This is a genomic window from Novosphingobium sp. ERW19 (genome assembly GCF_012641315.1).
GTDB lineage: Bacteria > Pseudomonadota > Alphaproteobacteria > Sphingomonadales > Sphingomonadaceae > Novosphingobium.
This window is the reverse complement of the sequence record NZ_JABAIC010000009.1, coordinates 52,477-76,954: the sequence shown is the minus strand read 5'-3', so window position 1 is coordinate 76,954 and position 24,478 is coordinate 52,477. Positions and strand designations below refer to the sequence as shown.

Below are 24,478 nucleotides of genomic sequence, written 5' to 3'. Positions count from 1 at the left end.
TCTCTCCCGACTGTCCGTTTTCCGGATCAGTTGACCATACGATCGGCGTTGCCCCAATAGGGAACCCGCAGCGCCTTCTTGTCCATCTTGCCCGCAGCGGTGCGCGGAATCGAGTCGATAAACGTGACAGATTTCGGCGCCTTGACCCCGCCCAGGCGCTCCTTGGCATAGGCAATGATTTCAGCCTCGGTGATGCCGTCTGCCACCACCACCGCGTGGACCTGCTCGCCCCACTTTTCGTGCGGAATGCCGAAGACGCAGGCCTCGCGCACTTGCGCAAGCTCGGTCACGGCAGCTTCGACTTCGGCGGTGAACACGTTGAAACCGCCCGAGACGACCATGTCCTTCTTGCGGTCGACGATATAGAGGTAGCCGTCCTTGTCGAACTTGCCGACGTCGCCGGTGTGGTGCCAGCCGAACTTGCGGATTTCGGCGGTTTCCTCGGGTTTCTCGAAATAGGAATGCGTGACGAGCGCGCCACGCACGCAGATCTCGCCCGCTTCACCAAGCGGCACTTCGTTGCCATCATCGTCAAGCAGCGCGACCTTGATCGAGCGGGTCGGCTTGCCGCAAGAGGCCAGCTTTTCAGGTGACGAGGTCGCAAACTTCGCCACATCCTCAGGCGGGAACCACGCCACGATCATCGGGCATTCGACCTGACCATAGGACTGGCACATCGCCGGGCCGAACACCTCGACTGCTTGGCGCAGCTTTTCCGGGCTGCAGGGCGAGCCGACGAGGATGAAGATGCGCAAGCTGGAATAGTCGTGGTCACCCAGCTCCGGCGAAGCAAGCAACTGGTAAAGCGCCGTCGGTGGCAGGTACATGTGGGTGACCTTGTACTCCGCGATCGTGCGCAGCACGCGCTCGGCGTCGAAACCGGGCAGGATCACCTGCGTGGCACCAAGGCTCAGCGTGGAAAGTGCAATCGGGCCGGCGGCGTGGGTGATCGGGGCAGAAACCAGCGCGACCGGAGAATCGGTGCGCCCGCCCATGCCGTCGGCTGCGGTCTCGATCATCGTGCCCCAGCCGAGGTTGGTCACGTTCGCGCCTTTCGAGGGGCCAGTGGTCCCGCCGGTCGGGAAGATGCCGACCATGTCCATCAGGTTGCCGAACGCATCGATCTCGGGCTCGACGAAATCGGCTTCGCTCACGCCGGCCATGAACTCGTCGAGGCTCGGGTCATTGCCCATGCGCTGATCAAGGCAGACGAAGTGCTGGAGCGTCGGGCAAAGGTCCTTGAGCTGCTGGACTTCGTCGGCCTTCGACGAATGATAGACCAGCCACTTGAGGCGCACGTAATTGATGTAGGCGGCGTTGGCATCGATCGCGTTGCGGGTGTTGACCGGAATCCACTTGCCGTTGGCGCGCCACATCGCCAGCAGCACCACCAGCAGCATGCCGTCGTTCGGGCCATAAAGGCCGAGGCAGTCCTGGTTCTCGAAGCCGCCCTTTTGCAGCGCGGCGGCAATGCGTTCGGACAGGGCCTTGGTCTCGGCAAAGGTCAGCTTGAGGCCGGTCTCGGTGTCGACGATGGCGAGACGCTGCGGATCGCGGTCATGGCCGCGGTCAAAGTAGTCGATGGCGCGCATTGGTTATCCCCAACGGTTGATTTCTGGCCCCGGCGCCCAGGCGCGGAGCGGTTCGGAAACGGTCGATCTGGCAAGCGCCGCCTGAACGCTGGGCTGTTCCAGCGTGCGAGCAAGCCAAGCGGTCGTCAGCGGCGCATGGGCGAAAGCGCCGGGGCGCAGAACCTGCATCCCGGCGAGCCAGGAACAAGTGACGAGGTCGGCAATCGAGAATGTGCTCATCAGCCATTCGCGACCATCGGCCAGCTGCTTCTCGCAGCGCTCGACAGCGGCGGCGACCTTGGTCTCGCTGTCGGCCACTTGGGCAGCATCGACAACATCGTCGTCAAGCGCCTGCCAGCGCTGGCGCAGGTCGTCCGACACGATGCGCGCTGTAAGACTTGCAAACTCTTCGGCAGGGATAGCGGTTATGGCCTGCTGCGAGGTGGCGAGATTGCCGAGCAGCGCGGCAGCAGGCGACAAGCGCTCGGTGATCTGGCGGCACCACATCATCATTTCCCATCGCGCATAGGCGTCCGCCGGTTGCAGCCCGACCCCGCCCGCCGCTTCGTCGAAATACTGCGCCAGGAACACGGACTCGGTCATGGCCTCGCCATTGATGACGAGCACCGGCCCTTCACCCTCGATGCACAGGTCGAGCGCAACCGGGTCGGCAATGCCGGGCAGCGCATGGCGTTCGCCGGTAAGCAGGTCGATGCGGCGACATTCGATGTCGAGGCCCGATTGCGCCAGCGCGGCAAGCACGGTCAGCGAAGCACCGTTGGGCTCGCCGTGGTAAAGAACCGCACTCATGCCTCGATCTCCGCCATGATCAGACCATAGCGATGGGCTAGGTCCGTCTTGCCCATCGCCCAGGTCTTCTTCACCGCGTCGCGGGTGTAGACCCGCTTGAGCCAGCGCATGATGTTCGGCGTCTTGTCCTTGCCGGCCAGATCGGGCTGCGAAAGGGGCAGCGAATAGGTGCTGTTGAAGATGTTGATGTCGGCCAGGCTGTACTCATGCGAGCCGACGTAGGGCCGCTTGCCCAGTTCCTCTTCCAGCTTGGCAATGCCGAGGCCGACGCGGCGGCGGCTTTCAGCCATCTCGCTTTCCGAGAAATCGCCGTTGATCGCCTTGCGCCAGGCCACGCGGCGTTCGGGCAGCGGGATGCGATCAATCGCAGCCGCAAGTTCGGCGGGATCGCGCTGGCGGACCATGGGCCCGACGAACACGCTCCACCCGATCATCGAGAAGCTGGGGCCAAGCCACTGGTCCATGAACTTCATCCACCAGCGCACCCGCCAGCGATCCTGCGCGTCGGATGGCATGAGGTCGGGGCCTTCGAAGCGGTCGTTGACGTATTCCATGATCGCGGTGCTCTCGGTCAGGACGAGACCGTTGTGCGTCATGGCCGGGATCGTGCCCTGCGGATTGATCGCGAGATATTCCGGCTTGTGCTGGTCGAACTGCAGCATGTCGATGTAATGGCTGGAAAAGGGCACACCTTTTTCCATCAGCGCCAGCATCGGCTTGCCCGAGTTGGCGTTGGGTTCCCAGTGATAGAGAGTTACCGCGTCCATCTGTTGCCCACTGGTTGCATCGCCTCTCTCCCGATTCCGATACGCGACGGAATTTGTTAGTAACACATACTAATTGCGCGAGAGCGCGGGTCAAGCCCGCATGCTGTCGAAATACGCATTGAGGAATAAGACGCGGGTGGGGCAGACGCCCATTCTGAACGTTTCACCGAGTGAAAACGGACGGCACGTTAAAAGGGGCACGTCCCGACAGGAACGCACCCCTTTTTGCAGACTGCTGGCTTTGCGCCGGGACTGTCTAGCGCGCAGTCATCGTCCAGAGGAAAAGATGCGTGCGGCCGGAGAGGGGGGCGGCAGCACGAATCTCTTCCGAGAGACGCAAACCCTGCGCCTCCATGACCCCTCTTAGCGCAGTCCAGTCGCTCCAGCGTGTGAGCCCTGTCACGACTTGAGGGAATTTGATCGCACGCGCAGCATCAGCCGAACTTAGGGCAAGGTCGATCGACCGGCCCGGAGCCCGTGTTGCAGCGAAGGCAGCGGATTCAGGAATGCGGCTGTCAAACACCACCAGTGGCCGCGGGCTCGCCACGGCTGCCATCGCGGGCGTTGCGACAACAGCGCCTGCCAGTGCACTGCCCTTGAGCATCGAGCGACGGGAAACGCGCATCAGCCCGCCTTTCCGAGGTACTTCGCCACGGCATCAAGCTCGGCGTCGGTCAAATCGACCTTGGTCTGCTGCGGCATCGCGCCCTTGCCCATGCGGACCACGGTCTTGACGTAATCGGCAGTCAGGTCGGTGCGGTTGGCGAGCAGGCCCTTGTCAGGGCTGTTGCCGGCCATGACCTGCTGCTTGGTCAGCAGGTTTGTGCCCATGCCGCCGGTCAGGTGGCAATAACCGCAATGCACCTCGAACAGCACCTTGCCATCGCCGCCGGGCTTGAGCCTGTCGCCTGTCGGTGCGACCGGGCGCATCTGGTAGGGCGGCGGGGGGCCGGGCGGTGGCCCCGGAGGCGCAGCGAAGACGGCTGTTGCGGCGAGGCCCAGTGCGCCGACCAGGACGAGCGATGCGCGGGTCATACCTTGTTGCTCCTGCCGCGCGCGTCCGCATAGGCCGCGGGCCAGATGCCCTGCTTGCCGGGCGCAATGATGCCATTGGGATCGAGCGCGTTCTTCACCTTCTCGCCGAAGCGACGCAGCGCGTGGTTGTTGAAGTCGAAGGTTTCCATCACCGGATCCATCCAACCGAGGTGCGTGCGGTATTCGGCATAACCGGCCTTGGCCGTCTCGGTGATCAGCGCGTCGAACAGCTTGCGCATCTTGACCACCTCGGCCGCATTGTCGCGGTCGTACATCAGCATGTTGACGTTGTTGGCAAAGCGCCCGCCGATGGTGAAGCTGGCGTAGAAATCGACGTCGAAGTCGGCGATGATCTTGCGGCTGCGGGCCATCTGATCGAGCACATGCTTGCCGGTGGCCGGGACCACGGGCGAGAAGCCCATGTGCGCCCCGCGTCCGCCGATCCAGTCGGACATCTGCAGCGGCACGGCTGATGGAATGCCCATCGTCGTGTCGACACCGTGGATGTAGTCCCCGGGATGCCACCAATGCTCTTCGGGAGCGGCGGCCAGATTACGCTTCATCGCCGCCTTGACCACTTCGGCCTTGGCCTTGACCACGCTTTCCTCGCCATAGAGCCGCAGCGCGACCTGCCAGTAGCCAAGCTTGTGCTCCTTCAGCAGTTCCTCGACGCGCCATTCGGGGATGGCCGATGGCTTGTCCCAGAAGTCCTGCCGCTGGCCCTTGAGGACCATCTTGCCCAGCCACGACGGTATGAACACGTTCTGGTCGATCAGGCCCGAAATCTTGAGCGGGGCGATGGTGTCGACCACCCAGCCGATGTCCTCGACCTTCGGAATGTCCCACACGATCTCGAGCGAGCTTTCCGGCGCAGGTTGCAGCCACACACCGGCCTTGGTCACCACGCCCAGGTTCGATTGCGAGAAGGCGAGGTCGAAGGTCGGGCCATAGCTCATCGGAAAGAGGTGCCAGGCCGGATTGTTGCTCATTGCGCCCATGCCGGTGCGGACAAGGTCGCCATCGGGCAGCACTGCCTCGATCCCGCAAAGATTGCGGGCGTGCAGGCCATAGGGTGTGTAGCCGATGCCATGTTCGAGTGCGTTGCCGAGCACCGAGCCCCAGGCATTGCCCGGCACCGACATCCACAGTGGTGCCTTCTCGCGCTGGATATGCTCGTAGAGGTCGAAGAAGCCAACGCCCGGCTCGACCACGCAGTAAGCCAGCTTGGTATCGAGTTCGAGGATCTTGTTCATCCGGCCAAGGTCAAGCACCACCGTACCCGGCAGGCGCGGCGCGGCAGTGCCGTAACCCAGGTTCTTGCCGCGCGCGACGGGCCAGAGCGGCGTCTTGTGCTCGTTGGCGAGGCGCACGATCGCGCGCACTTCCTCGACCGAGGCAGGCGCGACCGCAGCCGATGCCGGCCACTCCTCGGTGCTGCCGGGGGCGTAAGTGTCGGAATAGACGTCGCGGTCGGCGTCCGAGTCCATCACCCAGTCCTTGCCGACCACGCCGGCGAAGGCGGTCATTGCCGCCTGGAACTGCTTGGGACTGACGCGCGGAGGCAGGTGCAGCTTCAAGGCGTGGACTCTCCCGTCACTTCTTTTCTAACAATTGTTATTGTTTGCAGCACTTGTGATATGCCGTCAAGCCTCACGTCAGCGCGTAATACTTCACGTAATTCCCGTCCGGCTTGCGCTCGCCCACGCCGATGAACACATGCCGCGTCAGCCAGTCGTGCTTGCCCTTGCTGGTCTCGAAAGTGGGCTGGGCGCGCAGGTAGTATTCCGCGTGCGGCACCGGCTCTCCCCCGGCAAAGGCCCAGGCACGCAGGCGGTCCATCGTTCCCGGCTCGCGGCCCCACAGGAAGCCCTTGTTCTGCATGTAGATCAGCGTGCCATCATCGACTTCGAGCACATAACGCGCGTCGAACACGGCTGTGTCGTCAGGCCGGAAGAACGCATAATCGCCGCCCGAATTGGGCACCGCCCTGCCCTTCAGGCGCGGCCCTTCGAACTCGCCTTCGTCCACGTAGACCGCGCTACGCATGCCCCCCGAAGGCAGGTCCGGCACCATCTGGACGCGGGTGAAGCGCAACCGGCAGGCGAAGGCGAATTCGAGGCGAGGATTGTCGAGCGTGGAGAAGTCCATGAGTTGCCTCAATAGTTCGAGAGGATCGTCAGGCTCGGCCCGTCAAGCGGCTTGCCGGCCTTCTGCTTGGCAAGCTCGTCGGCACGGGTCTTGCCCTGCAGGTCAATCAGATAGGCGTGGATCGCATCGGCATCGCCGGGCGAGAGGATATCGTCCCAGCGCGGCATCCCGTTCGGCGTCAGCAGCCCTTGCAGCACAATCTGGCGGAACGCCTCGTGCGTGCCCGGCTGCATCCGGCGCAGATCGGGCGTGATCGAGCGCGGCTGGTTGGCGTGGCAAATGGCGCAGTTGCCAAAGAACAGCCCCTGCCCCTTTGCGATGGTAGCCGCGGTGACGCCGGCGGACTGTGCAGGCGGCTCGGGCGCGACTTCCAGTGTCGGCAGCAGATCGGGCATCGGCACCGTGCCGCCACCCAGCTTGAACACCAGCAACCGGTTCATGTTGCCGCGCGTGTAGGCAGCGGAATAGCGCGGCACGAACGGATAACCGCCCCCGCCCCACCCGGCCATGACCGCGATGTACTGCACGCCACCGACCTCGTAGGTCATTGGCGCCGCCATGATCGGGGTGCCGGTGTCGATTTCCTTGAGCAGCTTTCCGGTCTTCGTTTCGCGCACGAACAGCTTGCCGGTGACGCCGCCATAGATGGTAAGGCCCGATGCAGTCGTCAGCACGCCACCACGATCCTGCCAGCCAGCGGTGTCGGCGGACCAGACGGTCTTGCCGGTCAGCGGATCGATCGCGCGGATCTGCGCAGTGGCTGGTTGCCGCAGCGCTTCCTGATAGGCAGGCAGCTTGCGCACGGCATCACCGAACTCGGGCGGAAATGCAGCCAGCGCCTCCTTCACATCGGGCGTGAAGATCAGCGCCGCGTCGTTGTTGAGCCCGCGCGCCTTGAGCGGCTTGGCCCCCGGCGTCATGAAGATCAGGTTGCCCATGTCGAGCACGGCGCCAATGTAGAGCCCGGTCGCCGGGTCGTAGCTGGCCGGATGCCAGTTGCGCGCACCGGTCGTGGCCGGGAACACGATCTTCGGGCCGGTGGTATAGTCCGCCGCTTCCGGATCAAGGATCGGGCGTCCGGTCTTCTGATCGATGCCCTTGGCCCAGTTGGTGCGGACGATGGGGTTGGCGCGCAGCAGCTTCCCGTCGCGCCGGTCGAGAATGTAGAGGTAGCCGTTCTTGGGCGCGTGCAGCACGACCGGGCGGTTCTCGCCATCGATGTCCATGCGGGTGAAGATCATCGGCTGGGTGGCAGTGAAGTCCCAGTTGTCGCCCGGCGTTTCCTGATAGTGCCACTTCATCCGCCCCGTCTTCGGATCAAGCGCGACGAGGCTGGCGAGGTAGAGGTTGTCCCCGCCCGAAGGCGAGCGCTTCGACGTGGCATAGGGCCCGCCGTTGCCGGTGCCGACAAGGACCAGCCCGGTTTCCGGGTCATAGTTGATCGCATCCCACGGACTACCACCGCCGCCGATGTCCCAGCGGCTGTTCGGGTCCCAGGTCTTGAGCGCGGCTTCAAGCTCCGGCGTCTCCTGCAGCCCGAGCTTCGGATCATGCGGCACGACATGCCAGCGCCAGCGCAGCTTGCCAGTGTCGAGATCGAGCGCAGTGACATAGCCACGCACGTCGTATTCCGCGCCGCCCATGCCGATCACCACGACATCGCCCGCCACTTCCGGCGCGCCAGTCGAATTATCACCCTTGGCGCGGTTTTCGATAAAGTCGCTCTTCCACACGACTGCGCCGTTTCGCGCATCGAGCGCGTACATCCAGCCATCGAGCGACGCGACGAACACCTTGCCCCGCGCCACGGCGACACCGCGATTGACCATGTCGCAGCAGACCGTGCGGTTGACCTGCATGTCGACCTCGGGCTCGAACCGCCACAGTTCCTTGCCGGTTGCTGCATCGAAGGCATAGGCGCGACCGGCAGTGCCCGACGTATAGAGCACACCATCGACGACGACGGGGGTCGCTTCCTGCCCGCGGAAGGTGTCGAGATCAGCCGCCCAGGCGAGGCCGAGTTGGCCGACATTCTGTGCATTGATGGCCGTCAGGCGCGAGTGGTGGGTCTTGCCGGAATCGCCGCCCGGGCTGAGCCATTCCCGCCCTGCGCCAACCTGCAGTGGAACGGCAGCCACCGTGCAGGCTGCGACAGCCAGAGCTGCCACCCCAAGTGCTCCCTTGCCGCTCATGCGGAACTTGTCGAAGCATGCCCGCACAAGACCCGCCATCACAGCGAATCCCATGGCGAAGGCATGCGGTAGGGCACGGTAATGAAGTTCGCCTCGATCTGCTCGATCATGCCGTGGTCGATCTTGAACAGCTCGGAAATATAGAAGCTGTGCGGGCGCAGCACGGGGCTTTTCACGGTGCGCCCGTCGGTCAGCTGGAACTCCCGCAAGCGGCCGGAATGGTCGATGAAGCCGAACGCCAGCACCAGCCCCCGCTCCTCATCCACCAGCGGGAATCGGCGGGCGCGCAAGTCGTCGTCGTAGCGGTAGTTGCCCATGCGGAACTGCTCTTCGCAGCCGAGCGCCGAGACCGGCACGATCTTGGCGAAATCGGGATTGCGCGTGGTCTGGACTCCGTTTTCCACCCGGTTGCAATCGGGGTGGAACTTCGTGTGGATCGTCCCGTCATTGCGCTGGAGCGTGTCGAAGTAGCCGTTCGACAGGCGCACCATTTCCTCGCGCGCAACCGGCGCTTGCGCTTCGCGGTGCAGGATCGGCTTGTCCCAGTAGCGGCAGTTCTCGAACTTGATGCCACTGTCGGACTGGCGGACGATCAGCATCTCGCACTCCACGATTTGCCCCGCTTCGTTCAGCCCCAGCCGCAGGGTGAAGGCGGATTCCTCGATGGGTTCGATCACCGTGCCGAAATAGCCCACCTGACCCGTCTTCACATCGGCAAAGCGCAACTGATAGTCGCCCAGCCGGTCGATAGTGCCCCAAACGCCGTCACCAATCTCCAGCATGACGTTGTTCTCGCTGTGATGCGCGCCCGGCGCCCAATCGAGCGCGTGCGGATCGCGCGCGTTCAACGCTGCCAGGAACCGGTCAAGAACGGCATAGAGCTCGGCGCGGGTCATCGATTCTCCCAAGACAAATTGAGGCTTTGACGGCCTTCTCGTGGCAAGGCATACTCTACCAATTGTTATAAATAAAGGGGAGAGGCGCATGGCGCGGACAGCGGCTGAACAGGCCAACCACGACCTCGTGCTGGAGATGTACCACAAGGTCCTGATCGCGATGGATAGCAGCGCGGTCGACCGCTACATCGCGCCGGGTTACGTCCAGCATTCCTCGCTGGCCGAGCCGACAGTAGAGGCGCTCAAGGGCTTCCTCGACCGCGTGCGAGCCGAATCGCCCGAGGCCACGCAGACCATCCACCGCAGCTTCGTCGATGGCGACCATGTCATCACCCACACCCATGTGGTGCGCTGGCCGGGCGATCCGGGCCTTGCCGTGGTCGATATCTTCCGGGTGGAAGACGGCATGATCGTCGAGCACTGGGACGTAATTCAGGATGTTCCGGCCCAGCCGGTCAACCCCAACAGCATGTTTTGAAGGGAGAAGAACGATGCGCCTCGTATTCGCAGCAATTGCCCTCGCCCTCACCGCCAGTGCCGCGCAGGCGAAGGAATGCAAGCTGACCCCGAAGCAGGTCGTCAGCAACTTCATGGACGAGTTCTACATCCAGAAGAAGGTCCGCTCCTCGTTCGAGCGCTGGGTCGATCCCGGTTACATCCAGCACAACCCCTATGCCGCCACCGGCCGTGAAGCCGCCATCGGGTTCCTCGAGAAGTTCGTGGCCGAGAACCCCGGCCAGCGCACGACGATCCACCGCATCATCGCCGATGGCAATCTTGTCGCGGTCCATAGTCACGGCTGGATTGAAAACGGCGACGCAGCGGCCAAGCGGGGCTTTGCCGTGGTTGACATCTTCCGTGTCGAGGGCTGCCGGGTGATGGAGCATTGGGACGTGCTTTCGCCCGTGCCGGAGGCTTCGGCCAATACCAACACGATGTTTTGAAACTGCCTGCCCGTCATCCCGGCGCAGGCCGGGATCCATAACGGCGCAATCGTGCGGGACAGAGAGGCAATGGACCCCGGCCTGCGCCGGGGCGACGAAGAATTGGACTAGGAGCAGCGAACTATGCGGTTCGACAACACGTGCGTGGCAATCCTTGGCGGCAACGCTGGCATCGGCCTTGCCGCAGCGCGAATGTTTGCCGCCGAGGGTGCCAAGCTCGCCATCACCGGGCGCAACGCCGAAACCTTGCGTGCGGTGGCCGAAGAGCTTGATGCCCTGTGCGTCCGCTCGGACATGGGCGATCTGGCCCAGACCGAGGCCGCTTGGGCCGAGATCGAGGAGGCTCTGGGCGGGATCGACGTGCTGTTCGTCAACGCTGGCGTCGGCGGCTTCGCCATGGTGCCCGATGTCACGCCCGAGTTCTGGGACCAGATCCACAGCGTCAACCTGCGCGGCGCATTCTTCGCGATCCAGAAGGCCCTGCCGCTGCTGCGCGATGGCGGCGCGATCGTCATCACCGGCTCTATCGGATCGACCGCCGCGGTGCCGGGCAATGTCGCCTATGCCGCCGCCAAGGCTGGCCTCAGGGCGATGGCGCGCATCGTCGGCAAGGAACTGCTGCCGCGCCGTATCCGGGTAAACATGGTCAGCCCCGGCCCGACCGACACCGAAATCTTCAAGCGCGACGCCACGCCCGAGGAGGTTCAAGGCATGCGCGACATGCTCTCGTCGGTCGTGCCGATCGGCCGCATGGGCACCGCGGAAGAAGTGGCGCGCGCGGTGCTGTTCCTCGCCAGTGCGGAGGCCAGCTTCATCAACGGCGTGGACCTCAGCGTCGATGGCGGGTGCATCGAACTGGGCTGACTACTGGTTCGGCCCCGCCTCGGCCGCGCCCTTCAGCGTAGTGCCTGTGCTATCTGGCAGCGTCCAGATGATCAGGTTCAACACCATGATCCCGGCGAGCGTCAGCATCAGCACCGGCCGCTTGCGCTCACCCCGGCGCAGCAGGAACACCGCCCCACCGACCAGAGCAATGGCGGCCAGCATCATCAGCGAAAGCGCGGCATCAAGCATGCAGGATTCCTTGAATGCGGCACCGGCCCGCTCCCCCGGCCCGACCACCCGGCAGTGTCTCCTATGGGTGGTCGGGCCGGGGAGCGGGCCGGTGCCGCCAATCAGAATCCGTTAGCGGCTGAACAGGCCCTTGGCCATACCGGCAAGATCGTCGAGCGGATTGCCGTCGCCGTCCCTGTCAAGGAACGCCGAAACCTTGCTCAGCGCATCGGGATTCTGGCCGAGCGCCGAGGCAAAGCTCGCCAATGCGCCCTCGCCGCCGATATGGCCGACGATCTCCTGCAGCTTCGAAGCATCGAGCCCGGAATTGGCCGCTGCCGTCTCGATCGTGTCGCCTTTCGACTGGTGCCCCGCCGCCAGCGCCGCAATCGCGTTCTCGGCCATGTCGGGATCGATGCCGACCTTTGCCGCAAGGTTCTTCACATCGACATTGCCGGCCACCTGGCCAAGGATCGAATCGAACAGGCTCATTGGAAATCCCCTTCTCTGCCCCATGCAGAGTAACAGGCGTCAGTCAGACTTCCAGAGCGTGAATTTCCGCCCGCCGCCTTGCCCCATCGCGCCGCACCAGCAACGCCGAATACTCCGGCACCTCGATCCACGTGGCGAAATCGCGGGTCAGCGGCTCGGAAGCGACAATCACGCTGTCGGCATCGATCGCGCCGCCGGTTAGCTTCCATTCGCCCTCGTGCAGGCCATAGTCGCGTCCGCAGGTGTACCACATCGAGAGATACTCCGAGCTGCCCTGCAGCGCGCCCGCATCGAAGTGCCCGAAGTCGAAAGTGAAGCGCACGGCGGCGAGGTTGGTGCCATCGCAGAACATCAGGTTGGTCGAACTCGACCGCGTAATCCCATGCCGCGCCCGCGCCTCGCGCAGCACGCTCAAGGCATGGCGGATGGCGGCGAGGATGGCGTCCGGCTCGTTGATCCCGCCCGGATCGGGCAGTGCCGAGACGACCAGCGCATAGATCCATTCGCTGTCGGTAGAGCCCTGGATCTGCCTGGCGAACTCGGGCCGGATATGCGGCGCGAGATCGAAGCGCATGTCGCGAAATCCCGCAAGATCACCGTTGTGCGCCATGGACAGGGGCACCCCATCGAAGCGGAAGGGATGGCAGTTCTGCTCGTTGATCTGGACGGTCGAGTTGTAGGGCACGCCGCGAATGTGCGCTAGCAGTGCGGATGAACGCAGCTTTCCGGCCAGCGCCTTGAGATTGCGGTCAAACAGCGCGACTTGCGTCGTGCGATAGCGGAAGGGCACGTTGGGGGCATGGCTTGCTTCGTCCCACGCCGCCATGCCGAAGCCTGCCAGATTCAGCATTTGCAGCATCTGCGCGCCGATGGTCTGGTTGAGCAGTGAGGAATCAGGCGCATAGAGCAGGTCGTCGAGCAGGACCGGCGTGCCGAGATAGCTCAGGATGCGGCACATCAGCCCAGCTCCCCGGCATGGTTGAACCGCGCCAGAGACAGCGAGCGCCCGAGATGGCGATTGGCCTTGCGCTGGTCCTGCACCAGTTGCCGACCGAATGCGGCGTGGAGCGCGGGCAGCCACGGCGGCGCCTCTCTCTCCAGCGCGGCCAGCATATGGCCAGGAAGATGGACAAGTTGCGCCTGTTCCGCCGCCGTCACCAGCAGGGGCTGCGGCCCGCCGTCGCTGTGGCCGGTCAGGCCGACAAAGCAGCCGGGTCCGAACACGAAGACCTGCTCCGCCATCGCGCCCCGTGGCACCGCTGCGCGCACTGCCCCGCGCAAGACAAGAAACAGGCCGTCCTGGCTATCGCCGGGAGCAGCGACCGTAGCACCCCGCCGCGCTTCCAGCAGGGTCCCCGTCCCCACAACATTCTCGATCCCCTTCAGGCGACCAAGCCCTCGCGCCAGCGCGGCAGCATCGACACGCGACGGGACCGGTCCCGGGCCGGAATGCAATTGCCGCAGCGAAAGAGGATCGAAATGCCCCTCGGAAACGATCCGCTCCAATGTCTGCCGAGTGCGCGCGGCCACGAGGCGGCGCAAGGCGTGGCCGAGTTGCATGGCCCAGTCCGAGCCATCGGCCAGCAGCGCCCGAAAGCGGCGGCCTGACACCACCAGCCCGCGCGTGTCCTCAACCGCCTTGACCCGGGCCGAACGCGGGCCGTCGTCCAGCAGCGCAAACTCGCCCACGACTTCGCCGGGACGGATCGCCGAGATTACCGCATTGTCGTCACCCGGGATGCGCGCGGCGATTTCCAGCAGGCCTTTTTCGACAAGGTAGAGTGCATCGGCATGATCGCCTTGCCGGAACAGCACCTCCCCCGCGCCGACGGCAAACGGCGAGGCATTGCCCAGCAGTGCCGCCCACGTCTCGCGATCGAACCCGGCAAGTTGCGCCGGTGCCTGCGCTCTCTCTCCCATGGCGGGAGATTGCGCCTGCCCCGCCGTAACGTCAATCTGCCTCGGCGAGCGCCTGCAACTGGTCGGCGCAGGCGTTCCACCCGGCTTCGAAGCCCATCTCGGCGTGGCTCTGCATGGCCTCCTCGGTCCAGTGCCGGGCGCTGGCGGTATAGCGCGTGCCATCGCCCTCCGGCGCCACTTCCCAGATACCGATCATGAACGGTCCCGATGGCTCGAAGTCATGCGTCACCGCATCTGTCGTGATGAACCGCCGGCCTTCCTCCCAGGCGAGGAATATCCCCTCCTGCGGCATCTCCTCGCCATCCGGGCCGTGCATGACCATCGCCGACCGGCCTCCGGGCCGACGCTCCTGAGCGACCATGGTGATGTGCCACGGCTTGGGGCACCACCATTCCTCCTGCCGGTTGGCGAGCACGTCCCAGACCTTGACCGGGCTGGCCGCAATATACCGAGTGATCGAAAGCTCGTGCATGTCTGTCTCCTTGCATGTCAATCGCGATCGGGCGCACCAAGCGGGAAGTAGTGCCGGAACCGCCGGGCATCCTCGACGCAGCGCGCGACCGGCGGCAATGCCAGAAGGTGCGCGCGCCACGTCCGCAGGCGGGCGCAGTCATCGGGGATGCGCACCACCCAGTCGGCGTAGAACAGCGAGGGCGCGGCGGCGCATTCGATCAGGCTGATCGTCGCAGGCATCGCATATCCCGCCAGCCATGCGTCGATCCAGCGATAGGCGCGCGTGACGCGCTGCTCGACCCGCGCCTGCACTTCGGCCGAGACCGCCCCATGCCGGATCGCATCGTCGACGCTGTCCTGCATCGCGTTCATCACGTAATTGTCAAATACCCGGTCAATCATGCGCGTGCGGATCGCGTCGTCTGCTTCCACAGGCATGAGCGGCGCGGGACCGGGATGATGAAGCGCAAGATACTCGATGATCGAGGTCGCCTCGAACACCTCGCGCTGCCCATCTACCAGCAGCGGAAACTTGCCCATCGGACTGGCCTGCTGGACCCGTGCATAGGCGGCCTCATGCTCAGGGTTTTCCGCATCAAGGCTATGGAATGTGAATGGCGTGCCATTGGCATAAAGCGCGATCAGCGCCTTCCATGTGTAGGATGAGAACGGGTGACCGTAGAGCGCGAGCATCAGGCTTCTCCTCGGACTGCGGCCTCAATCGCGGCATGATCGATCTTGTGCATGGTCATCATTGCGGTGAAGACCCGGGCGCGGACGGCGGGATCGCCATGGGCCATCCCGTTCGTGAGGACGCGCGGGGTGATCTGCCAACTCAGGCCCCACTTGTCCTTGCACCAGCCGCAAGCACTCTCGGCACCACCATTGCTGACGATGGCGTTCCAGTAACGGTCGGTTTCCTCCTGTGAATCGGTCGCGACCTGAAACGAGAACGCTTCGCTATGCGGGAACAGCGGGCCGCCGTTGAGGCCGATGCACGGAATGCCGAGTACGGTGAAATCGACTGTCAGCACCGTGTCGGCGGAACCGCCAGGAAAATCGGTCGGCGCGCGATGGCTGGCTCTGACATGGCTGTCGGGGAATGTTGCAGCGTAGAAACTCGCCGCCTCCTCGGCGTCGCCGTTGTACCACAGGCACAGCGTTACTGGAGGGACGGTCATGCCTGCATCTCCGCGATCAGGGTCAGCGCCCCGCCATTGGCACCGCAATCGCTGCGCGCGATCATGCGATAATCCATCGGCGACTGCGGATCGGGCGCAGAAAAGCTCCAGCCGACCACCGCTTGGTCGAAGTCCGCCGCGCCCTCGTCATCACTGGTCATCAATTCGTACCAGCAGAACGGAACAGGGCGGCTCACACCCTCTGCCCCAGATCGAGCATCGTGGTGAAGCCCCCGGTGATCATCCGCGTCCCGTCGAAGGGCATGTCCATCGGCTCGCTGCTTTCGGACATGAGCTTTTCCATCGCGGCGTGCGCGGCATCGCGGGTCTGCCGGTCAGGCCATTCCGCCCAGCTAAACACGATTGTCTCTTCGCTTGTCGCCTCAGTAGCGCGGTGGAAATCCGTGCGCTTGCCATGGGGCACATCTTCTCCCCAAGCCTCGACCACCCGCAGCGCGCCATGCTCGACCAGCATGGCGTCGAACTTGCGGGCGACTGCCTCGTACTTCTCGCGATTGGCGGTCGGCACCGCCAGCACGAACCCGTCTACATAGGGCATGGGCCTTCACTCCTCTCCGGTATCTCTCCCGAACAACATCGCGAAGTAGCGCCTCAGGTGCGCCAGTTGCTCTCGCGCCAGTTCCGCGGCGGTCTCATCGGGCTGGGTTTTGGCCAGAACGAACGCGCCCTGAATCACCGCCTGGACATGCCGTGCAAGGCTGGCTCCTGTCGTGCCCGCTACGCCGTACTGTGCCACCGCCGCGTCGAGATCCGCTTCAAGCGCCCGCGCATTCGCCATGATGCTGGCTTCAGCCGCGACGCGAATTGCCGCGCTCGATCGAAACGCTTCCTGCACCAGGGTCCCGGCCACGCACGAGAAGGCTTCCGGCGGCCCGCCGATCAGAGCGATACGCAGATCGATGTAGCCCAGCACCCGGTCGACCGGATCGGGCAGTGCATGAAAAGGTGCCTCGGCGAAGAACCCGCTGGTGCTCGCCGACCAGTACTCTGCCGCCGCCACGCCGAGCGCTTCCTTCGAGGCGAAGTGATGGAAGAACGCACCCTTCGTCACCCCGGCCTCGGCACAAAGCTGATCGACCGAGGTCCCGGCAAAGCCGTTCGACCGGATCAGCTTTACCGCCGCCTCAAGCAGCTTGTCCTTTGCGGTCACTGCCGGAGGTCGAAAGGGTCGATTCGGGATCACCCGGTCAGGCATACCAACCAGTCGGTATGCCACAAGCGCAAAGCGATGAAGCGTTTCCGGGGGGACGCAACCCGCCCTCCCGCACCCCGAGGTCACATGGCCATAATGCGCCGCGCAATCGGCTCTTCCATCGCCGCCACCGCCGCCCACGCTGGCCGCGCCGTGACACGCGCATACCACGCTGCCGTCTTGGGCCGCGTCGCTGCGTCGACACCGTGGCCAACATAGGCCAGCGTGCGGAACATCGAGGCGACGGCAATGTCGCCGAGGCTGAAGCTCTCGCCCAGCAGCCAGCCCTCGTTCGGCACAGCCGTTTCCAGCCAGTCCACCCAGCGCGGCAGTTCGGCCTCGCCCTGCAGGGCAATCTCCTCGTCACCGCCGGTCTTGATCAGCTTCGGACCGACGAGGCGGTTGAACAGGATCTTGAGGCCCGACGCGCCCAGCACGGTGTCGGCAAACTCGTCCCAGAACACCGCCTTGCCGCGCAGCTTGGCATCGTCCGGGATCAGACGCGGTTCGCGGTATTGAGCATCAAGGTACATCGCAATCGCAGTCGAATCGGCCAGTTGGAAGCCGTCGTCGTCGATCGCCGGAATCTTGCCCAAGGGGCTGCAGGCGAGAAATTCGGGATCGCTGCTCCCCGGCCCGCCCCGTGCCAGATCGAAGGAAATGCCCTTTTCCGTAAGGACAACCGCCACCTTGCGCACGAACGGCGAAAGCATCGCGCCGTAGAGCTTCATCGAAATTCTCCCATTCTAACGGACAGGTTCCGTGAAACCTTATTGCAGCGCCGCGCCCGCCCGTATAGGCGAGGCAGCGATGAGCGAACTTCCGAACAGCCACGCGACGACGCTGCTCGCCGCGCCCGACACCGAAATCGATGTCCGCGAGACCTTCGGCATCGACATCGACATGAAGGTCCCCGCGTTCAGCCGCGCCGATGAGCGCGTGCCCGATCGCGATGAAACCTACGTGTTCGATCCGGACACCACGCTGGCGATCCTTGCGGGCTTTGCCTACAACCGCCGCGTGATGGTCCAGGGCTATCACGGCACCGGCAAGTCGACCCACATCGAACAGGTTGCCGCCCGGCTCAACTGGCCGTGCATCCGCATCAATCTTGACGCCCACATCAGCCGCATCGACCTCGTCGGCCGCGACGCCATCGTCCTGCGCGATGGCCTCCAGGTCACCGAGTTCCGCGAAGGCCTGCTGCCCTGGGCGCTGCAGACGCCGACCGCGCTGGTGTTCGACGAGTACGACGCCGGCCGCCCCGACGTGATGTTCGTGATACAGCGCGTGCTGGAGACCGAAGGCAAGCTCACGCTGCTCGACCAGAACCGCGTGATCCGTCCGAACAAGCACTTCCGCCTGTTCGCCACCGCCAACACGGTGGGTCTGGGTGACACCTCGGGCCTCTATCACGGCACGCAGGCGATCAACCAGGGCCAGATGGACCGCTGGAACCTCGTCGTCGCGCTGAACTATCTGCCCGATTCGACCGAGGTCGAAATCGTCAGCAAGAAGGTGCCGACGCTCGATCCGAAGATCGTGGCCGACATGGTGCGCGTTGCGAACCTGACCCGCCAAGGCTTCATCAACGGTGATATCTCGACCGTGATGAGCCCGCGCACGGTGATCAGCTGGGCGCAGAACAGCCAGATCTTCAACGACGTCGGCTTCTCGTTCCGCCTCTCGTTCCTCAACAAGTGCGACGAGACCGAGCGCGTGCTCGTGGCCGAATACTACCAGCGCGTCTTCGGCAAGGACCTGCCCGAAAGCGTCGCACACCGCGGCTGAAACGGGTGACGGTTGCGGCGGGCTCAGGCCCGCCGGGCCTCCTGAATGTCTGCGCCTGGAAACGCGTCAGCCACAGGCTGGTATTCGGGCGTGAGGGGCGTGACAGCCTCAATGGCGCAGTCCTGCCTCGCAAAACGTCGGGTAATCGGCAGGTCAGCGGCCGGAATTGCCCTGCTGATCAGATAGCCCTGCACCTGCTCGCAACCCAAGGCGCGCAGGCTGGCCAATTGTTCCTCGGATTCAACGCCCTCGGCGATGGTCTGCATGTTGAGCTTGCTCGCCAGATCCAGCACCGCCTCGATGATCGCGCTGCTCTCGCTACCGGCCTGCATTTCGGTGATGAAGCAGCGGTCGATCTTGATCTTGTCGAACGGGAAGCTGCGCAGATAATTCAGCGACGAATATCCCGTCCCGAAGTCATCGAGCGCGATCCGCACGCCCAGGGCATGCAGGCGCTCAAGCTGTTGCAGGTGCTCGTCGCATTCCTGCATCAGCATCGTCTCGGTAATCTCCAGCTCCAGCCGATGCGGATCGAAGCCGCTCGCCGACAGCGCCGCAATCACCTGCTTGAGCAAGGTGAAATCCGCCATTTGCGCTGGCGACACATTCACAGCCACCGTCATGTCCGCCGGCCAGGTAGCCGCTTCCGCCAACGCCTCGCGCAGAACCCATTCGCCCAGCGCCACGATCAGACCGGTCTGCTCGGCAATCGGGATGAACACGTCGGGCGGGATGAGTCCACGCTCGGGGTGTCGCCATCGCAGCAGGGCCTCGAACCCGGCAATCCGGTCTCCGGCAAGCTCATGCAACGGCTGGTAGTGCAGCTCGAATTCCCCATCGGCGAGGGCACTGCGCAAATCAAGCTCCAGCCGTCCACGCTCCTGCTTCAGTTCCTCCATGGCCGGATCATAGACGATCGCCGATCCGCGACCGCGCGATTTCGCCTCGTACAGCGCAAGGTCAGCGCTGCGCAGCAGGACTTCCGAAGTCGGCCCATGTTCGGGCGCAAACGCGATACCGACGCTTGCACCGATGCGAACGGTGCGGCGCTCGATTTCCATTGGCTGGCTAATCGCCTCGACGATTGCCTTGCCAGCCAGCCGCAGGTCTTCGATCGCATCGAATCTATCGACAATGCACGCAAACTCGTCGCCACCCAATCGCGCCACGAAATCCTTGCCGCCAAGGGCGGACTTGATGCGCCATGCCGCTTCAACCAGCACGCTATCGCCGAACTGATGGCCCAGCGTGTCGTTCACCGCTTTGAAGTGATCGAGATCGACATACAGCACCGCGAACGGATTGTCCGCATCTGCACCGTCCAGCGCAGATTCCAGCCGCGATTGGAAATTGTGGCGATTGGGCAGGACAGTCAGGCTGTCATGGTCGGCAAGGAAGCGTACCTGGCTTTCCGCCGTATAGCGGTCGGTCACGTCTCTTATGAACAAACGGAACCCCGTATGCCGGAGGTCGTCATAGACCGGATTTCCCGTCACCGACCACCAGTGAAGATCCCCATCGATCACCACCGGCACAACCAAATCGTGAAATGGCTTGAGCTTTCGAGCTGCCACTCGCATCGCCTCTGTCTCCACCCCGGCGACAAGGAGATTGATGAGCTTGACGCCCTCAAGCTCGGCCGCAGTCCGGCCCAAGGCCGCGCATAGCCGGTCCGATGGCACAACGATCCGCCCGCTCGCGTCAGTTTCCAGCATCCAGTCGCTGGCGTGGGTCTCGTACTCGGTGAGCAGGCTTTGGATCGTCTCGTTGGCAGATTTCAAGCGCCGCGTCCGCAGGATGCGCGTGGCGAACATGTAGTGCAGGTTGAACAGCATGACGTGCAGGGCAAGCAGCTGCAGCGCCATGACCGGCAAAATCAGCTCTCCACGCATATCCTGCCGGAACAGCAGGGCGATTGTGGTCAGGCCCAATGAGATCGTCTGCGAGATGATCCCGGCAACCGGCATCGTGAACTGCAGCAGCAGTTCCAACTGCGCCAGCACCAGCACATAGATGATCAGCGCGCCAACCCGCTCCGTCGGCACCGCGATGATGCAGCAGGCGGTAAACGCCGCCAGGAATATCGCGCGCAGCCAGATGCCCTTCGCCCAGATCTCGACCATTTCGGATGGCGCGTACTGTCCGCAGCTTTCCTTCCGGCGCAGTTCGGTCAAGCCGACCCGCATCTGCGCGAGGAGCAGCACGGCGCAAACATAGAAGTGCCAGGTAAGGCCCGGAGCGCAAATCGCCAGCAACAACGCCATGCGCAGCGCTTCGAACAGGTTGCCGCTAAGGGAATTGATGTATTCCAGCTTGCGCCGTGCAAACCACTCGGCCTCGCCCGGCTCGATGTGATAGCGCAACAGATGCAGCAACGAGCCGGGCTGCGACAGTAGCCACTGCCACAGCCTTTCCAGCCCAATCCTGCCCCGAACCCTGTCCATCACTGCCGGATAGGTCACCAGCAGTTCAAGATTGCTGGCGCAAAGCCTATGTAACCTTACGCAGGTGCCGGGTCATCAAATCAGGGGGTGATCAGATACTTCTCGCCGGTGCGTCGCGCATTGTACTCCAGCGCCGCTGCCTTGGTCAGCGCCTCGTCCAGCGTGACCCGCGCCTTGTAGTGGCTGGCAAAGGTCGTGGTGAGTTCTGCCATGACGCGGCGGCGCATCTTTTCGACGACTTCGGCACCCAGCTTGCCCATCCACGGCGTCAGCAACCAGCCCGAGACATCCCAGCTGAATCCGAAGTTGCGGGTCAGCACGGTCGGCGAAAGATCGAGCGCGCCATAGATGAACGCATGCTTCGGGCTGTTCGAGCCATAACGGCTGTAGGCTGCGCCCGAATTGGCGACCTGCTCCATCACCGTCATGATCTGGCTGACCAGCTTGCCGCCGCCGATCGCATCGAAGGCCATCGTCGCCTTGGTCGCGCCGATCGCGGCGGCGAGATCATCGAGGAACGTCTCCTTCGAACTGTCGACGACATGCTCGGCGCCGATCCCCTTCAGGATCGCAACCTGCGCATCGTTGCGCACGATATTGACGAGCGGAATCCCGTCAGCCTGGCAGATCTTCACCAGCATCTGGCCCAGGTTCGACGCCGCCGCCGTATGCACCAGCGCGCTGTGGCCAAGGTGGCGCATCGTCTCGGTGAAGCTCAACGCGGTCAGCGGGTTTACGAAGGCCGAGGCGCCCTGCTCCGCCGTCACGCCCTCAGGGAGTTCCAGGCACATGGCGGCGTCAGCCACAGCCAGCGTCGCATACATGCCGCCCGGGAAGCAGGTCACACGCTTGCCGAGGAGCGCTTGCGCTTCGGGCGCATCGCCCGCCGCGACGACCGTGCCCGCGCCCTCGTTACCCACCGGCATCGCAGCACCATGACGCGCGCTCATCGCGCGCACGGCAGGGTCCGGCATGCGCGCCACGATCTTGCCCGGGGAGAATTCCGCGTTCTCGATATCGGCAGGGCCGAACAGCAGGCCAAGGTCCGAAGGGTTGATCGGCGTCGCTTCCACGCGGATCACCACCTGCCGCCCCTCGGGCGCAGGCAGGGTGAAGTCTTCAAGGCTGACGGTCAGGGTGCCGTCGGAATCAAGCTGCGAGACGATGCGCTGGCCTTGAAGTTCGGTCATTTTTCACTCTCCGGGATATGTTGCGGAGACGAAGTATAGACCTTCGGCGGGCGCGTTAAGTCCTAATTTGCTACGGTCTTTTGCTGCGAGCGCTTCGGCCACTTGGGCCACCGGCCACTGTCCCTGCCCCACGAGCGCCAGACACCCGACCATCGAGCGCACCTGATGGTGGAGGAAACTGCGCGCCGCCGCCTCGATGATCACCCGGTCGCCCTCGCGCCGCACGTCAAGCCGGTCGAGCGTCTTGAGCGGACTGGCCGATTGGCAATGAACCGAACGAAACGTGGTGAAATCGTGGTGCCCGACCAGCGCCTGCGCTGCTTCATGCATCGCCGCAGCGTCCAGCGGCTTGGCGATACGCCATGCCCGCCCAAGGTCCAGCGTCAGCGGCGCGCGGCGGTTGATGATGCGATACTCGTACGACCGCCCGATGCACGAGAAGCGCGCATGCCAGTCGTCCGCCGCCTCATGGCAATCCAGCACGGCGATCGGATGCCCGGCCAGCCGCAGCCGCGCATTCAGCGCCTCCATCATGCGGAACGGATCGAATTCGCGCGCCAGATCGAAGTGCGCCCGCATCCCCAGCGCATGGACACCGGTATCGGTCCGCCCGGCGGCGTTGAGTATCACGGCCTCACCGGTCACGGACTCGACTGCGTCCTCAACCGCCTGCTGCACACTCGGTCCGTGCGACTGGCGCTGAAAGCCCATGTAGGGCCGGCCGTTCCATTCGAGAGTCAGAGCGAACCGCATCAGCCGAGCCGCGTCCCCGCCGCAATCGCCCGCCCGCGCAGCAGCGAGGCAGCGTCCATCGCCGGACGCCCTGCACGCTGGATCAACATCGGCCGGATCGCGCCTGCGCCGCAGGCGATGGTGAGCGCTTCGTCCAGCGTCACGCCTGCTTCTCCCGTCCCATCGACGACTTCCGCCGCGAGAATGCGATACCGCTCGCCCTCAAGCTCGAAGAACGCCCCCGGCGCAGGCGCAAACGCCCGCACCTGCCGCTCCACGTCCACCGCATCGCGCGCGAAGTCCAGCCGGCTCTCCGCCTTGTCGATCTTGTGCGCGTAAGTGACGCCCGCCTCCGGCTGCACCACGGGAGTATAAGCCGCAAGGTCAGCCAGCACCTCCACCATCAGAGCGGCGCCTTTCTCGGCAAGCTCCAAAGTCAACTCCCCCGCCGTCTTGCCGTCGATCGGCGTCTCAACCTTGGCCAGCATCGGCCCGGTATCGAGCCCGCGCTCCATCTGCATGATGGTGACGCCCGTCGTCTTATCCCCTGCAAGGATCGCCCGCTGCACCGGCGCCGCCCCGCGCCAGCGCGGCAGGATCGAGCCGTGCACGTTCAGGCACCCCAGCCGCGGCGCATCCAGCACCGCTTGCGGCAGGATCAGCCCATAGGCCGCGACCACCGCCACATCAGCCTCCAGCGCCATAAGGGCCGCCTGCTCATCGGCGCCCTTCAGCGAAACCGGCGTGCGCACCTCGATGCCATGCGCGTCTGCCGCCAGATGCACCGGCGAGGGTTGCAGCTTCTTGCCCCGCCCGGCCGGACGCGGCGGCTGGCTATAGGCAGCAACCACCTCGTGCCCCGCTTTCACCAGCGCTTCCAGCGTCGGCACCGCGAAATCGGGCGTCCCCATGAAGATGATGCGCATAAGCTGTCTGCAAGGCCTTCCGTTTGTCGCCCCCGGCCCTATCTGTGCTGCCATGGCATCGCAAGAGATCGAGGCACTTTCCGGCGCATTGGCGCGCCTTCCCGGGCTCGGCCCCCGCTCGGCCCGCCGCGCCGTGCTGTGGCTGATCAAGCGGCGCGAGACGGCCCTGCCCCAGTTGCTCAACGCGCTGACCCAGGTGCAGGAATTGCTGGTCGAATGCGAAGTGTGCGGCAATGTCGACACCACCAACCCCTGCGGCATCTGCAGCGACCCCCGCCGCGACCAGCGCTCCATCTGCGTGGTCGAGGAAGTGGCTGACCTCTGGGCGCTGGACCGTGCGCGCCTATTCACCGGCAAGTACCACGTTCTGGGCGGCAAGCTCTCGGCCTTGGAAGGTGTGCGCCCGGAGGACTTGACCATCGGCCAGCTGCTCGATCGCGTGGCCCAAGGCGGGATCGACGAAATCGTCCTCGCCATGAACGCCACGCTCGAAGGCCAGACGACCGCGCACTACATCGCCGAACGGCTGGAAGACGCACCGGTCCGCGTGACGCAGCTCGCACACGGCCTGCCGGTGGGTGGAGAGCTCGATTATCTCGACGAGGGCACCTTGGCGCAAGCCTTGCGGGCGAGGCGGCCCGTGGCTTAGGACCCCACCCCGGAATGGAAACCGCCCTGTCACCTCCCCTCCCGCAGGCGGGAGGGGCCGGGGGTGGGCAC

Annotated in this window: 29 protein-coding genes; 5 read left to right on the top strand and 24 right to left on the bottom strand. The window is 64.4% G+C overall.

The genetic code is table 11. The features are described 5' to 3' along the window. Positions 1-26: 26 nt before the first annotated feature. The 9 genes from HGI46_RS16670 to HGI46_RS16630 form a co-directional block, all read right to left on the bottom strand. On the bottom strand, positions 27-1,592 hold the full coding sequence (locus tag HGI46_RS16670) for an AMP-binding protein (protein WP_168905150.1): 1,566 nt from the start codon (positions 1,590-1,592) through the stop codon (positions 27-29). A gap of 3 nt (positions 1,593-1,595) precedes the next feature. After that, positions 1,596-2,381: a glutathione binding-like protein gene (locus HGI46_RS16665; RefSeq protein ID WP_168905149.1), complete on the bottom strand. Its 786-nt coding sequence runs from the start codon at positions 2,379-2,381 to the stop codon at positions 1,596-1,598. Beyond that, complete coding sequence (locus HGI46_RS16660) at positions 2,378-3,148, bottom strand: glutathione S-transferase family protein (RefSeq protein ID WP_168905148.1); 771 nt, start codon at positions 3,146-3,148, stop codon at positions 2,378-2,380. Before HGI46_RS16660 ends, HGI46_RS16665 begins: the two co-directional genes overlap by 4 nt. A 256-nt stretch (positions 3,149-3,404) precedes the next feature. Next, on the bottom strand, positions 3,405-3,773 hold the full coding sequence (locus HGI46_RS16655; RefSeq protein WP_168905147.1) for a twin-arginine translocation signal domain-containing protein: 369 nt from the start codon (positions 3,771-3,773) through the stop codon (positions 3,405-3,407). Beyond that, positions 3,773-4,183, bottom strand: coding sequence for a cytochrome c (locus HGI46_RS16650; protein ID WP_168905146.1), 411 nt, complete (start codon positions 4,181-4,183; stop codon positions 3,773-3,775). Before HGI46_RS16650 ends, HGI46_RS16655 begins: the two co-directional genes overlap by 1 nt. Further along, entirely contained in the window at positions 4,180-5,760 is a 1,581-nt protein-coding gene (locus HGI46_RS16645; RefSeq protein WP_168905145.1) for an FAD-dependent oxidoreductase, read from the bottom strand. The genes HGI46_RS16650 and HGI46_RS16645 overlap by 4 nt, the downstream gene beginning before the upstream one ends. Before the next feature lie 73 nt (positions 5,761-5,833). Further along, positions 5,834-6,331, bottom strand: coding sequence for a DUF3237 domain-containing protein (locus HGI46_RS16640; protein WP_011446517.1), 498 nt, complete (start codon positions 6,329-6,331; stop codon positions 5,834-5,836). Between the two features lie 8 nt (positions 6,332-6,339). Further along, the gene (locus HGI46_RS16635; RefSeq protein WP_240946845.1) at positions 6,340-8,562 is read right to left on the bottom strand and encodes a PQQ-dependent dehydrogenase, methanol/ethanol family; all 2,223 of its coding nucleotides are present in this window, start codon (positions 8,560-8,562) and stop codon (positions 6,340-6,342) included. Continuing rightward, on the bottom strand, positions 8,562-9,419 hold the full coding sequence (locus tag HGI46_RS16630) for a hypothetical protein (protein ID WP_168905144.1): 858 nt from the start codon (positions 9,417-9,419) through the stop codon (positions 8,562-8,564). The genes HGI46_RS16635 and HGI46_RS16630 overlap by 1 nt, the downstream gene beginning before the upstream one ends. A gap of 88 nt (positions 9,420-9,507) precedes the next feature. On the opposite strand from HGI46_RS16630, the gene HGI46_RS16625 reads away from it, so the two are divergent. The 3 genes from HGI46_RS16625 (at position 9,508) to HGI46_RS16615 (ending at position 11,227) form a co-directional block, all read left to right on the top strand. Further along, positions 9,508-9,897 (top strand): nuclear transport factor 2 family protein, encoded by a 390-nt coding sequence (locus HGI46_RS16625; protein WP_168905143.1) that lies wholly within the window; start codon positions 9,508-9,510, stop codon positions 9,895-9,897. Positions 9,898-9,910: 13 nt separating this feature from the next. Next, on the top strand, positions 9,911-10,363 hold the full coding sequence (locus HGI46_RS16620) for a nuclear transport factor 2 family protein (RefSeq protein ID WP_162895950.1): 453 nt from the start codon (positions 9,911-9,913) through the stop codon (positions 10,361-10,363). Between the two features lie 123 nt (positions 10,364-10,486). Continuing rightward, on the top strand, positions 10,487-11,227 hold the full coding sequence (locus HGI46_RS16615; protein WP_168905142.1) for an SDR family oxidoreductase: 741 nt from the start codon (positions 10,487-10,489) through the stop codon (positions 11,225-11,227). Here HGI46_RS16615 and HGI46_RS16610 read toward each other — a convergent pair whose 3' ends face one another. The 11 genes from HGI46_RS16610 to HGI46_RS16560 all read right to left on the bottom strand — a co-directional run bounded on the left by HGI46_RS16610 (position 11,228) and on the right by HGI46_RS16560 (position 17,406). Further along, positions 11,228-11,437 (bottom strand): hypothetical protein, encoded by a 210-nt coding sequence (locus HGI46_RS16610; RefSeq protein WP_118074650.1) that lies wholly within the window; start codon positions 11,435-11,437, stop codon positions 11,228-11,230. 111 nt (positions 11,438-11,548) lie between these two features. Further along, positions 11,549-11,908, bottom strand: a complete 360-nt coding sequence (locus tag HGI46_RS16605; RefSeq protein ID WP_118073086.1) for a hypothetical protein — start codon at positions 11,906-11,908, stop codon at positions 11,549-11,551. A 43-nt stretch (positions 11,909-11,951) separates the two neighbouring features. After that, positions 11,952-12,866: a class II glutamine amidotransferase gene (locus HGI46_RS16600; RefSeq protein WP_168905141.1), complete on the bottom strand. Its 915-nt coding sequence runs from the start codon at positions 12,864-12,866 to the stop codon at positions 11,952-11,954. Continuing rightward, on the bottom strand, positions 12,866-13,828 hold the full coding sequence (locus tag HGI46_RS16595; RefSeq protein ID WP_168905140.1) for a cyclic nucleotide-binding domain-containing protein: 963 nt from the start codon (positions 13,826-13,828) through the stop codon (positions 12,866-12,868). The genes HGI46_RS16600 and HGI46_RS16595 overlap by 1 nt, the downstream gene beginning before the upstream one ends. Before the next feature lie 31 nt (positions 13,829-13,859). Further along, complete coding sequence (locus tag HGI46_RS16590; protein WP_118073083.1) at positions 13,860-14,300, bottom strand: SRPBCC family protein; 441 nt, start codon at positions 14,298-14,300, stop codon at positions 13,860-13,862. Positions 14,301-14,317: 17 nt separating this feature from the next. Continuing rightward, positions 14,318-14,974, bottom strand: a complete 657-nt coding sequence (locus HGI46_RS16585) for a glutathione S-transferase family protein (protein ID WP_346766761.1) — start codon at positions 14,972-14,974, stop codon at positions 14,318-14,320. Beyond that, positions 14,974-15,462, bottom strand: coding sequence for a VOC family protein (locus HGI46_RS16580; protein ID WP_168905139.1), 489 nt, complete (start codon positions 15,460-15,462; stop codon positions 14,974-14,976). Before HGI46_RS16580 ends, HGI46_RS16585 begins: the two co-directional genes overlap by 1 nt. Next, positions 15,459-15,659, bottom strand: a complete 201-nt coding sequence (locus HGI46_RS16575) for a hypothetical protein (RefSeq protein ID WP_168905138.1) — start codon at positions 15,657-15,659, stop codon at positions 15,459-15,461. Before HGI46_RS16575 ends, HGI46_RS16580 begins: the two co-directional genes overlap by 4 nt. Continuing rightward, positions 15,656-16,021 (bottom strand): DUF1428 domain-containing protein, encoded by a 366-nt coding sequence (locus HGI46_RS16570; protein ID WP_118073079.1) that lies wholly within the window; start codon positions 16,019-16,021, stop codon positions 15,656-15,658. Before HGI46_RS16570 ends, HGI46_RS16575 begins: the two co-directional genes overlap by 4 nt. A gap of 6 nt (positions 16,022-16,027) precedes the next feature. Then, entirely contained in the window at positions 16,028-16,633 is a 606-nt protein-coding gene (locus HGI46_RS16565) for a TetR/AcrR family transcriptional regulator (RefSeq protein WP_346766760.1), read from the bottom strand. Positions 16,634-16,758: 125 nt separating this feature from the next. Beyond that, positions 16,759-17,406, bottom strand: a complete 648-nt coding sequence (locus tag HGI46_RS16560) for a glutathione S-transferase family protein (RefSeq protein ID WP_168905136.1) — start codon at positions 17,404-17,406, stop codon at positions 16,759-16,761. Positions 17,407-17,485: 79 nt separating this feature from the next. Here HGI46_RS16560 and cobS point away from each other — a divergent pair, with 79 nt between their 5' ends. Then, positions 17,486-18,466 carry a cobaltochelatase subunit CobS gene (gene cobS, locus HGI46_RS16555; protein WP_168905135.1) on the top strand — a complete coding sequence of 327 codons (981 nt, stop codon included), beginning with the start codon at positions 17,486-17,488 and terminating at the stop codon, positions 18,464-18,466. Between the two features lie 23 nt (positions 18,467-18,489). Here the strand turns inward: cobS and HGI46_RS16550 are convergent, their stop codons facing one another. The 4 genes from HGI46_RS16550 to fmt form a co-directional block, all read right to left on the bottom strand. Further along, a complete protein-coding gene (locus HGI46_RS16550) occupies positions 18,490-20,910 on the bottom strand; it encodes an EAL domain-containing protein (protein ID WP_206065788.1) in 2,421 nt (806 codons plus the stop codon). A gap of 80 nt (positions 20,911-20,990) precedes the next feature. Further along, positions 20,991-22,100, bottom strand: a complete 1,110-nt coding sequence (locus tag HGI46_RS16545; protein ID WP_168905133.1) for a zinc-binding dehydrogenase — start codon at positions 22,098-22,100, stop codon at positions 20,991-20,993. Positions 22,101-22,103: 3 nt separating this feature from the next. Continuing rightward, positions 22,104-22,856, bottom strand: a complete 753-nt coding sequence (gene truA / locus HGI46_RS16540; RefSeq protein ID WP_168905236.1) for a tRNA pseudouridine(38-40) synthase TruA — start codon at positions 22,854-22,856, stop codon at positions 22,104-22,106. Then, positions 22,853-23,758, bottom strand: a complete 906-nt coding sequence (gene fmt, locus HGI46_RS16535) for a methionyl-tRNA formyltransferase (RefSeq protein WP_168905132.1) — start codon at positions 23,756-23,758, stop codon at positions 22,853-22,855. The genes truA and fmt overlap by 4 nt, the downstream gene beginning before the upstream one ends. A gap of 52 nt (positions 23,759-23,810) precedes the next feature. Here fmt and recR point away from each other — a divergent pair, with 52 nt between their 5' ends. Continuing rightward, positions 23,811-24,407, top strand: a complete 597-nt coding sequence (gene recR, locus HGI46_RS16530; protein WP_168905131.1) for a recombination mediator RecR — start codon at positions 23,811-23,813, stop codon at positions 24,405-24,407. Positions 24,408-24,478: the final 71 nt, after the last annotated feature.

What these genes read in the sequence shown, in the direction of transcription:
- HGI46_RS16670 (WP_168905150.1), bottom strand. Translation starts at nt 1,592, where the DNA reads ATGCGCGCCATCGACTACTTTGACCGCGGCCATGACCGCGATCCGCAG.
- HGI46_RS16665 (WP_168905149.1), bottom strand. Translation starts at nt 2,381, where the DNA reads ATGAGTGCGGTTCTTTACCACGGCGAGCCCAACGGTGCTTCGCTGACC.
- HGI46_RS16660 (WP_168905148.1), bottom strand. Translation starts at nt 3,148, where the DNA reads ATGGACGCGGTAACTCTCTATCACTGGGAACCCAACGCCAACTCGGGC.
- HGI46_RS16655 (WP_168905147.1), bottom strand. Translation starts at nt 3,773, where the DNA reads ATGCGCGTTTCCCGTCGCTCGATGCTCAAGGGCAGTGCACTGGCAGGC.
- HGI46_RS16650 (WP_168905146.1), bottom strand. Translation starts at nt 4,183, where the DNA reads ATGACCCGCGCATCGCTCGTCCTGGTCGGCGCACTGGGCCTCGCCGCA.
- HGI46_RS16640 (WP_011446517.1), bottom strand. Translation starts at nt 6,331, where the DNA reads ATGGACTTCTCCACGCTCGACAATCCTCGCCTCGAATTCGCCTTCGCC.
- HGI46_RS16635 (WP_240946845.1), bottom strand. Translation starts at nt 8,562, where the DNA reads ATGGCGGGTCTTGTGCGGGCATGCTTCGACAAGTTCCGCATGAGCGGC.
- HGI46_RS16630 (WP_168905144.1), bottom strand. Translation starts at nt 9,419, where the DNA reads ATGACCCGCGCCGAGCTCTATGCCGTTCTTGACCGGTTCCTGGCAGCG.
- HGI46_RS16625 (WP_168905143.1), top strand. Translation starts at nt 9,508, where the DNA reads ATGGCGCGGACAGCGGCTGAACAGGCCAACCACGACCTCGTGCTGGAG.
- HGI46_RS16620 (WP_162895950.1), top strand. Translation starts at nt 9,911, where the DNA reads ATGCGCCTCGTATTCGCAGCAATTGCCCTCGCCCTCACCGCCAGTGCC.
- HGI46_RS16615 (WP_168905142.1), top strand. Translation starts at nt 10,487, where the DNA reads ATGCGGTTCGACAACACGTGCGTGGCAATCCTTGGCGGCAACGCTGGC.
- HGI46_RS16610 (WP_118074650.1), bottom strand. Translation starts at nt 11,437, where the DNA reads ATGCTTGATGCCGCGCTTTCGCTGATGATGCTGGCCGCCATTGCTCTG.
- HGI46_RS16605 (WP_118073086.1), bottom strand. Translation starts at nt 11,908, where the DNA reads ATGAGCCTGTTCGATTCGATCCTTGGCCAGGTGGCCGGCAATGTCGAT.
- HGI46_RS16600 (WP_168905141.1), bottom strand. Translation starts at nt 12,866, where the DNA reads ATGTGCCGCATCCTGAGCTATCTCGGCACGCCGGTCCTGCTCGACGAC.
- HGI46_RS16595 (WP_168905140.1), bottom strand. Translation starts at nt 13,828, where the DNA reads ATGGGAGAGAGAGCGCAGGCACCGGCGCAACTTGCCGGGTTCGATCGC.
- HGI46_RS16590 (WP_118073083.1), bottom strand. Translation starts at nt 14,300, where the DNA reads ATGCACGAGCTTTCGATCACTCGGTATATTGCGGCCAGCCCGGTCAAG.
- HGI46_RS16585 (WP_346766761.1), bottom strand. Translation starts at nt 14,974, where the DNA reads ATGCTCGCGCTCTACGGTCACCCGTTCTCATCCTACACATGGAAGGCG.
- HGI46_RS16580 (WP_168905139.1), bottom strand. Translation starts at nt 15,462, where the DNA reads ATGACCGTCCCTCCAGTAACGCTGTGCCTGTGGTACAACGGCGACGCC.
- HGI46_RS16570 (WP_118073079.1), bottom strand. Translation starts at nt 16,021, where the DNA reads ATGCCCTATGTAGACGGGTTCGTGCTGGCGGTGCCGACCGCCAATCGC.
- HGI46_RS16560 (WP_168905136.1), bottom strand. Translation starts at nt 17,406, where the DNA reads ATGAAGCTCTACGGCGCGATGCTTTCGCCGTTCGTGCGCAAGGTGGCG.
- cobS (WP_168905135.1), top strand. Translation starts at nt 17,486, where the DNA reads ATGAGCGAACTTCCGAACAGCCACGCGACGACGCTGCTCGCCGCGCCC.
- HGI46_RS16550 (WP_206065788.1), bottom strand. Translation starts at nt 20,910, where the DNA reads ATGGACAGGGTTCGGGGCAGGATTGGGCTGGAAAGGCTGTGGCAGTGG.
- HGI46_RS16545 (WP_168905133.1), bottom strand. Translation starts at nt 22,100, where the DNA reads ATGACCGAACTTCAAGGCCAGCGCATCGTCTCGCAGCTTGATTCCGAC.
- fmt (WP_168905132.1), bottom strand. Translation starts at nt 23,758, where the DNA reads ATGCGCATCATCTTCATGGGGACGCCCGATTTCGCGGTGCCGACGCTG.
- recR (WP_168905131.1), top strand. Translation starts at nt 23,811, where the DNA reads ATGGCATCGCAAGAGATCGAGGCACTTTCCGGCGCATTGGCGCGCCTT.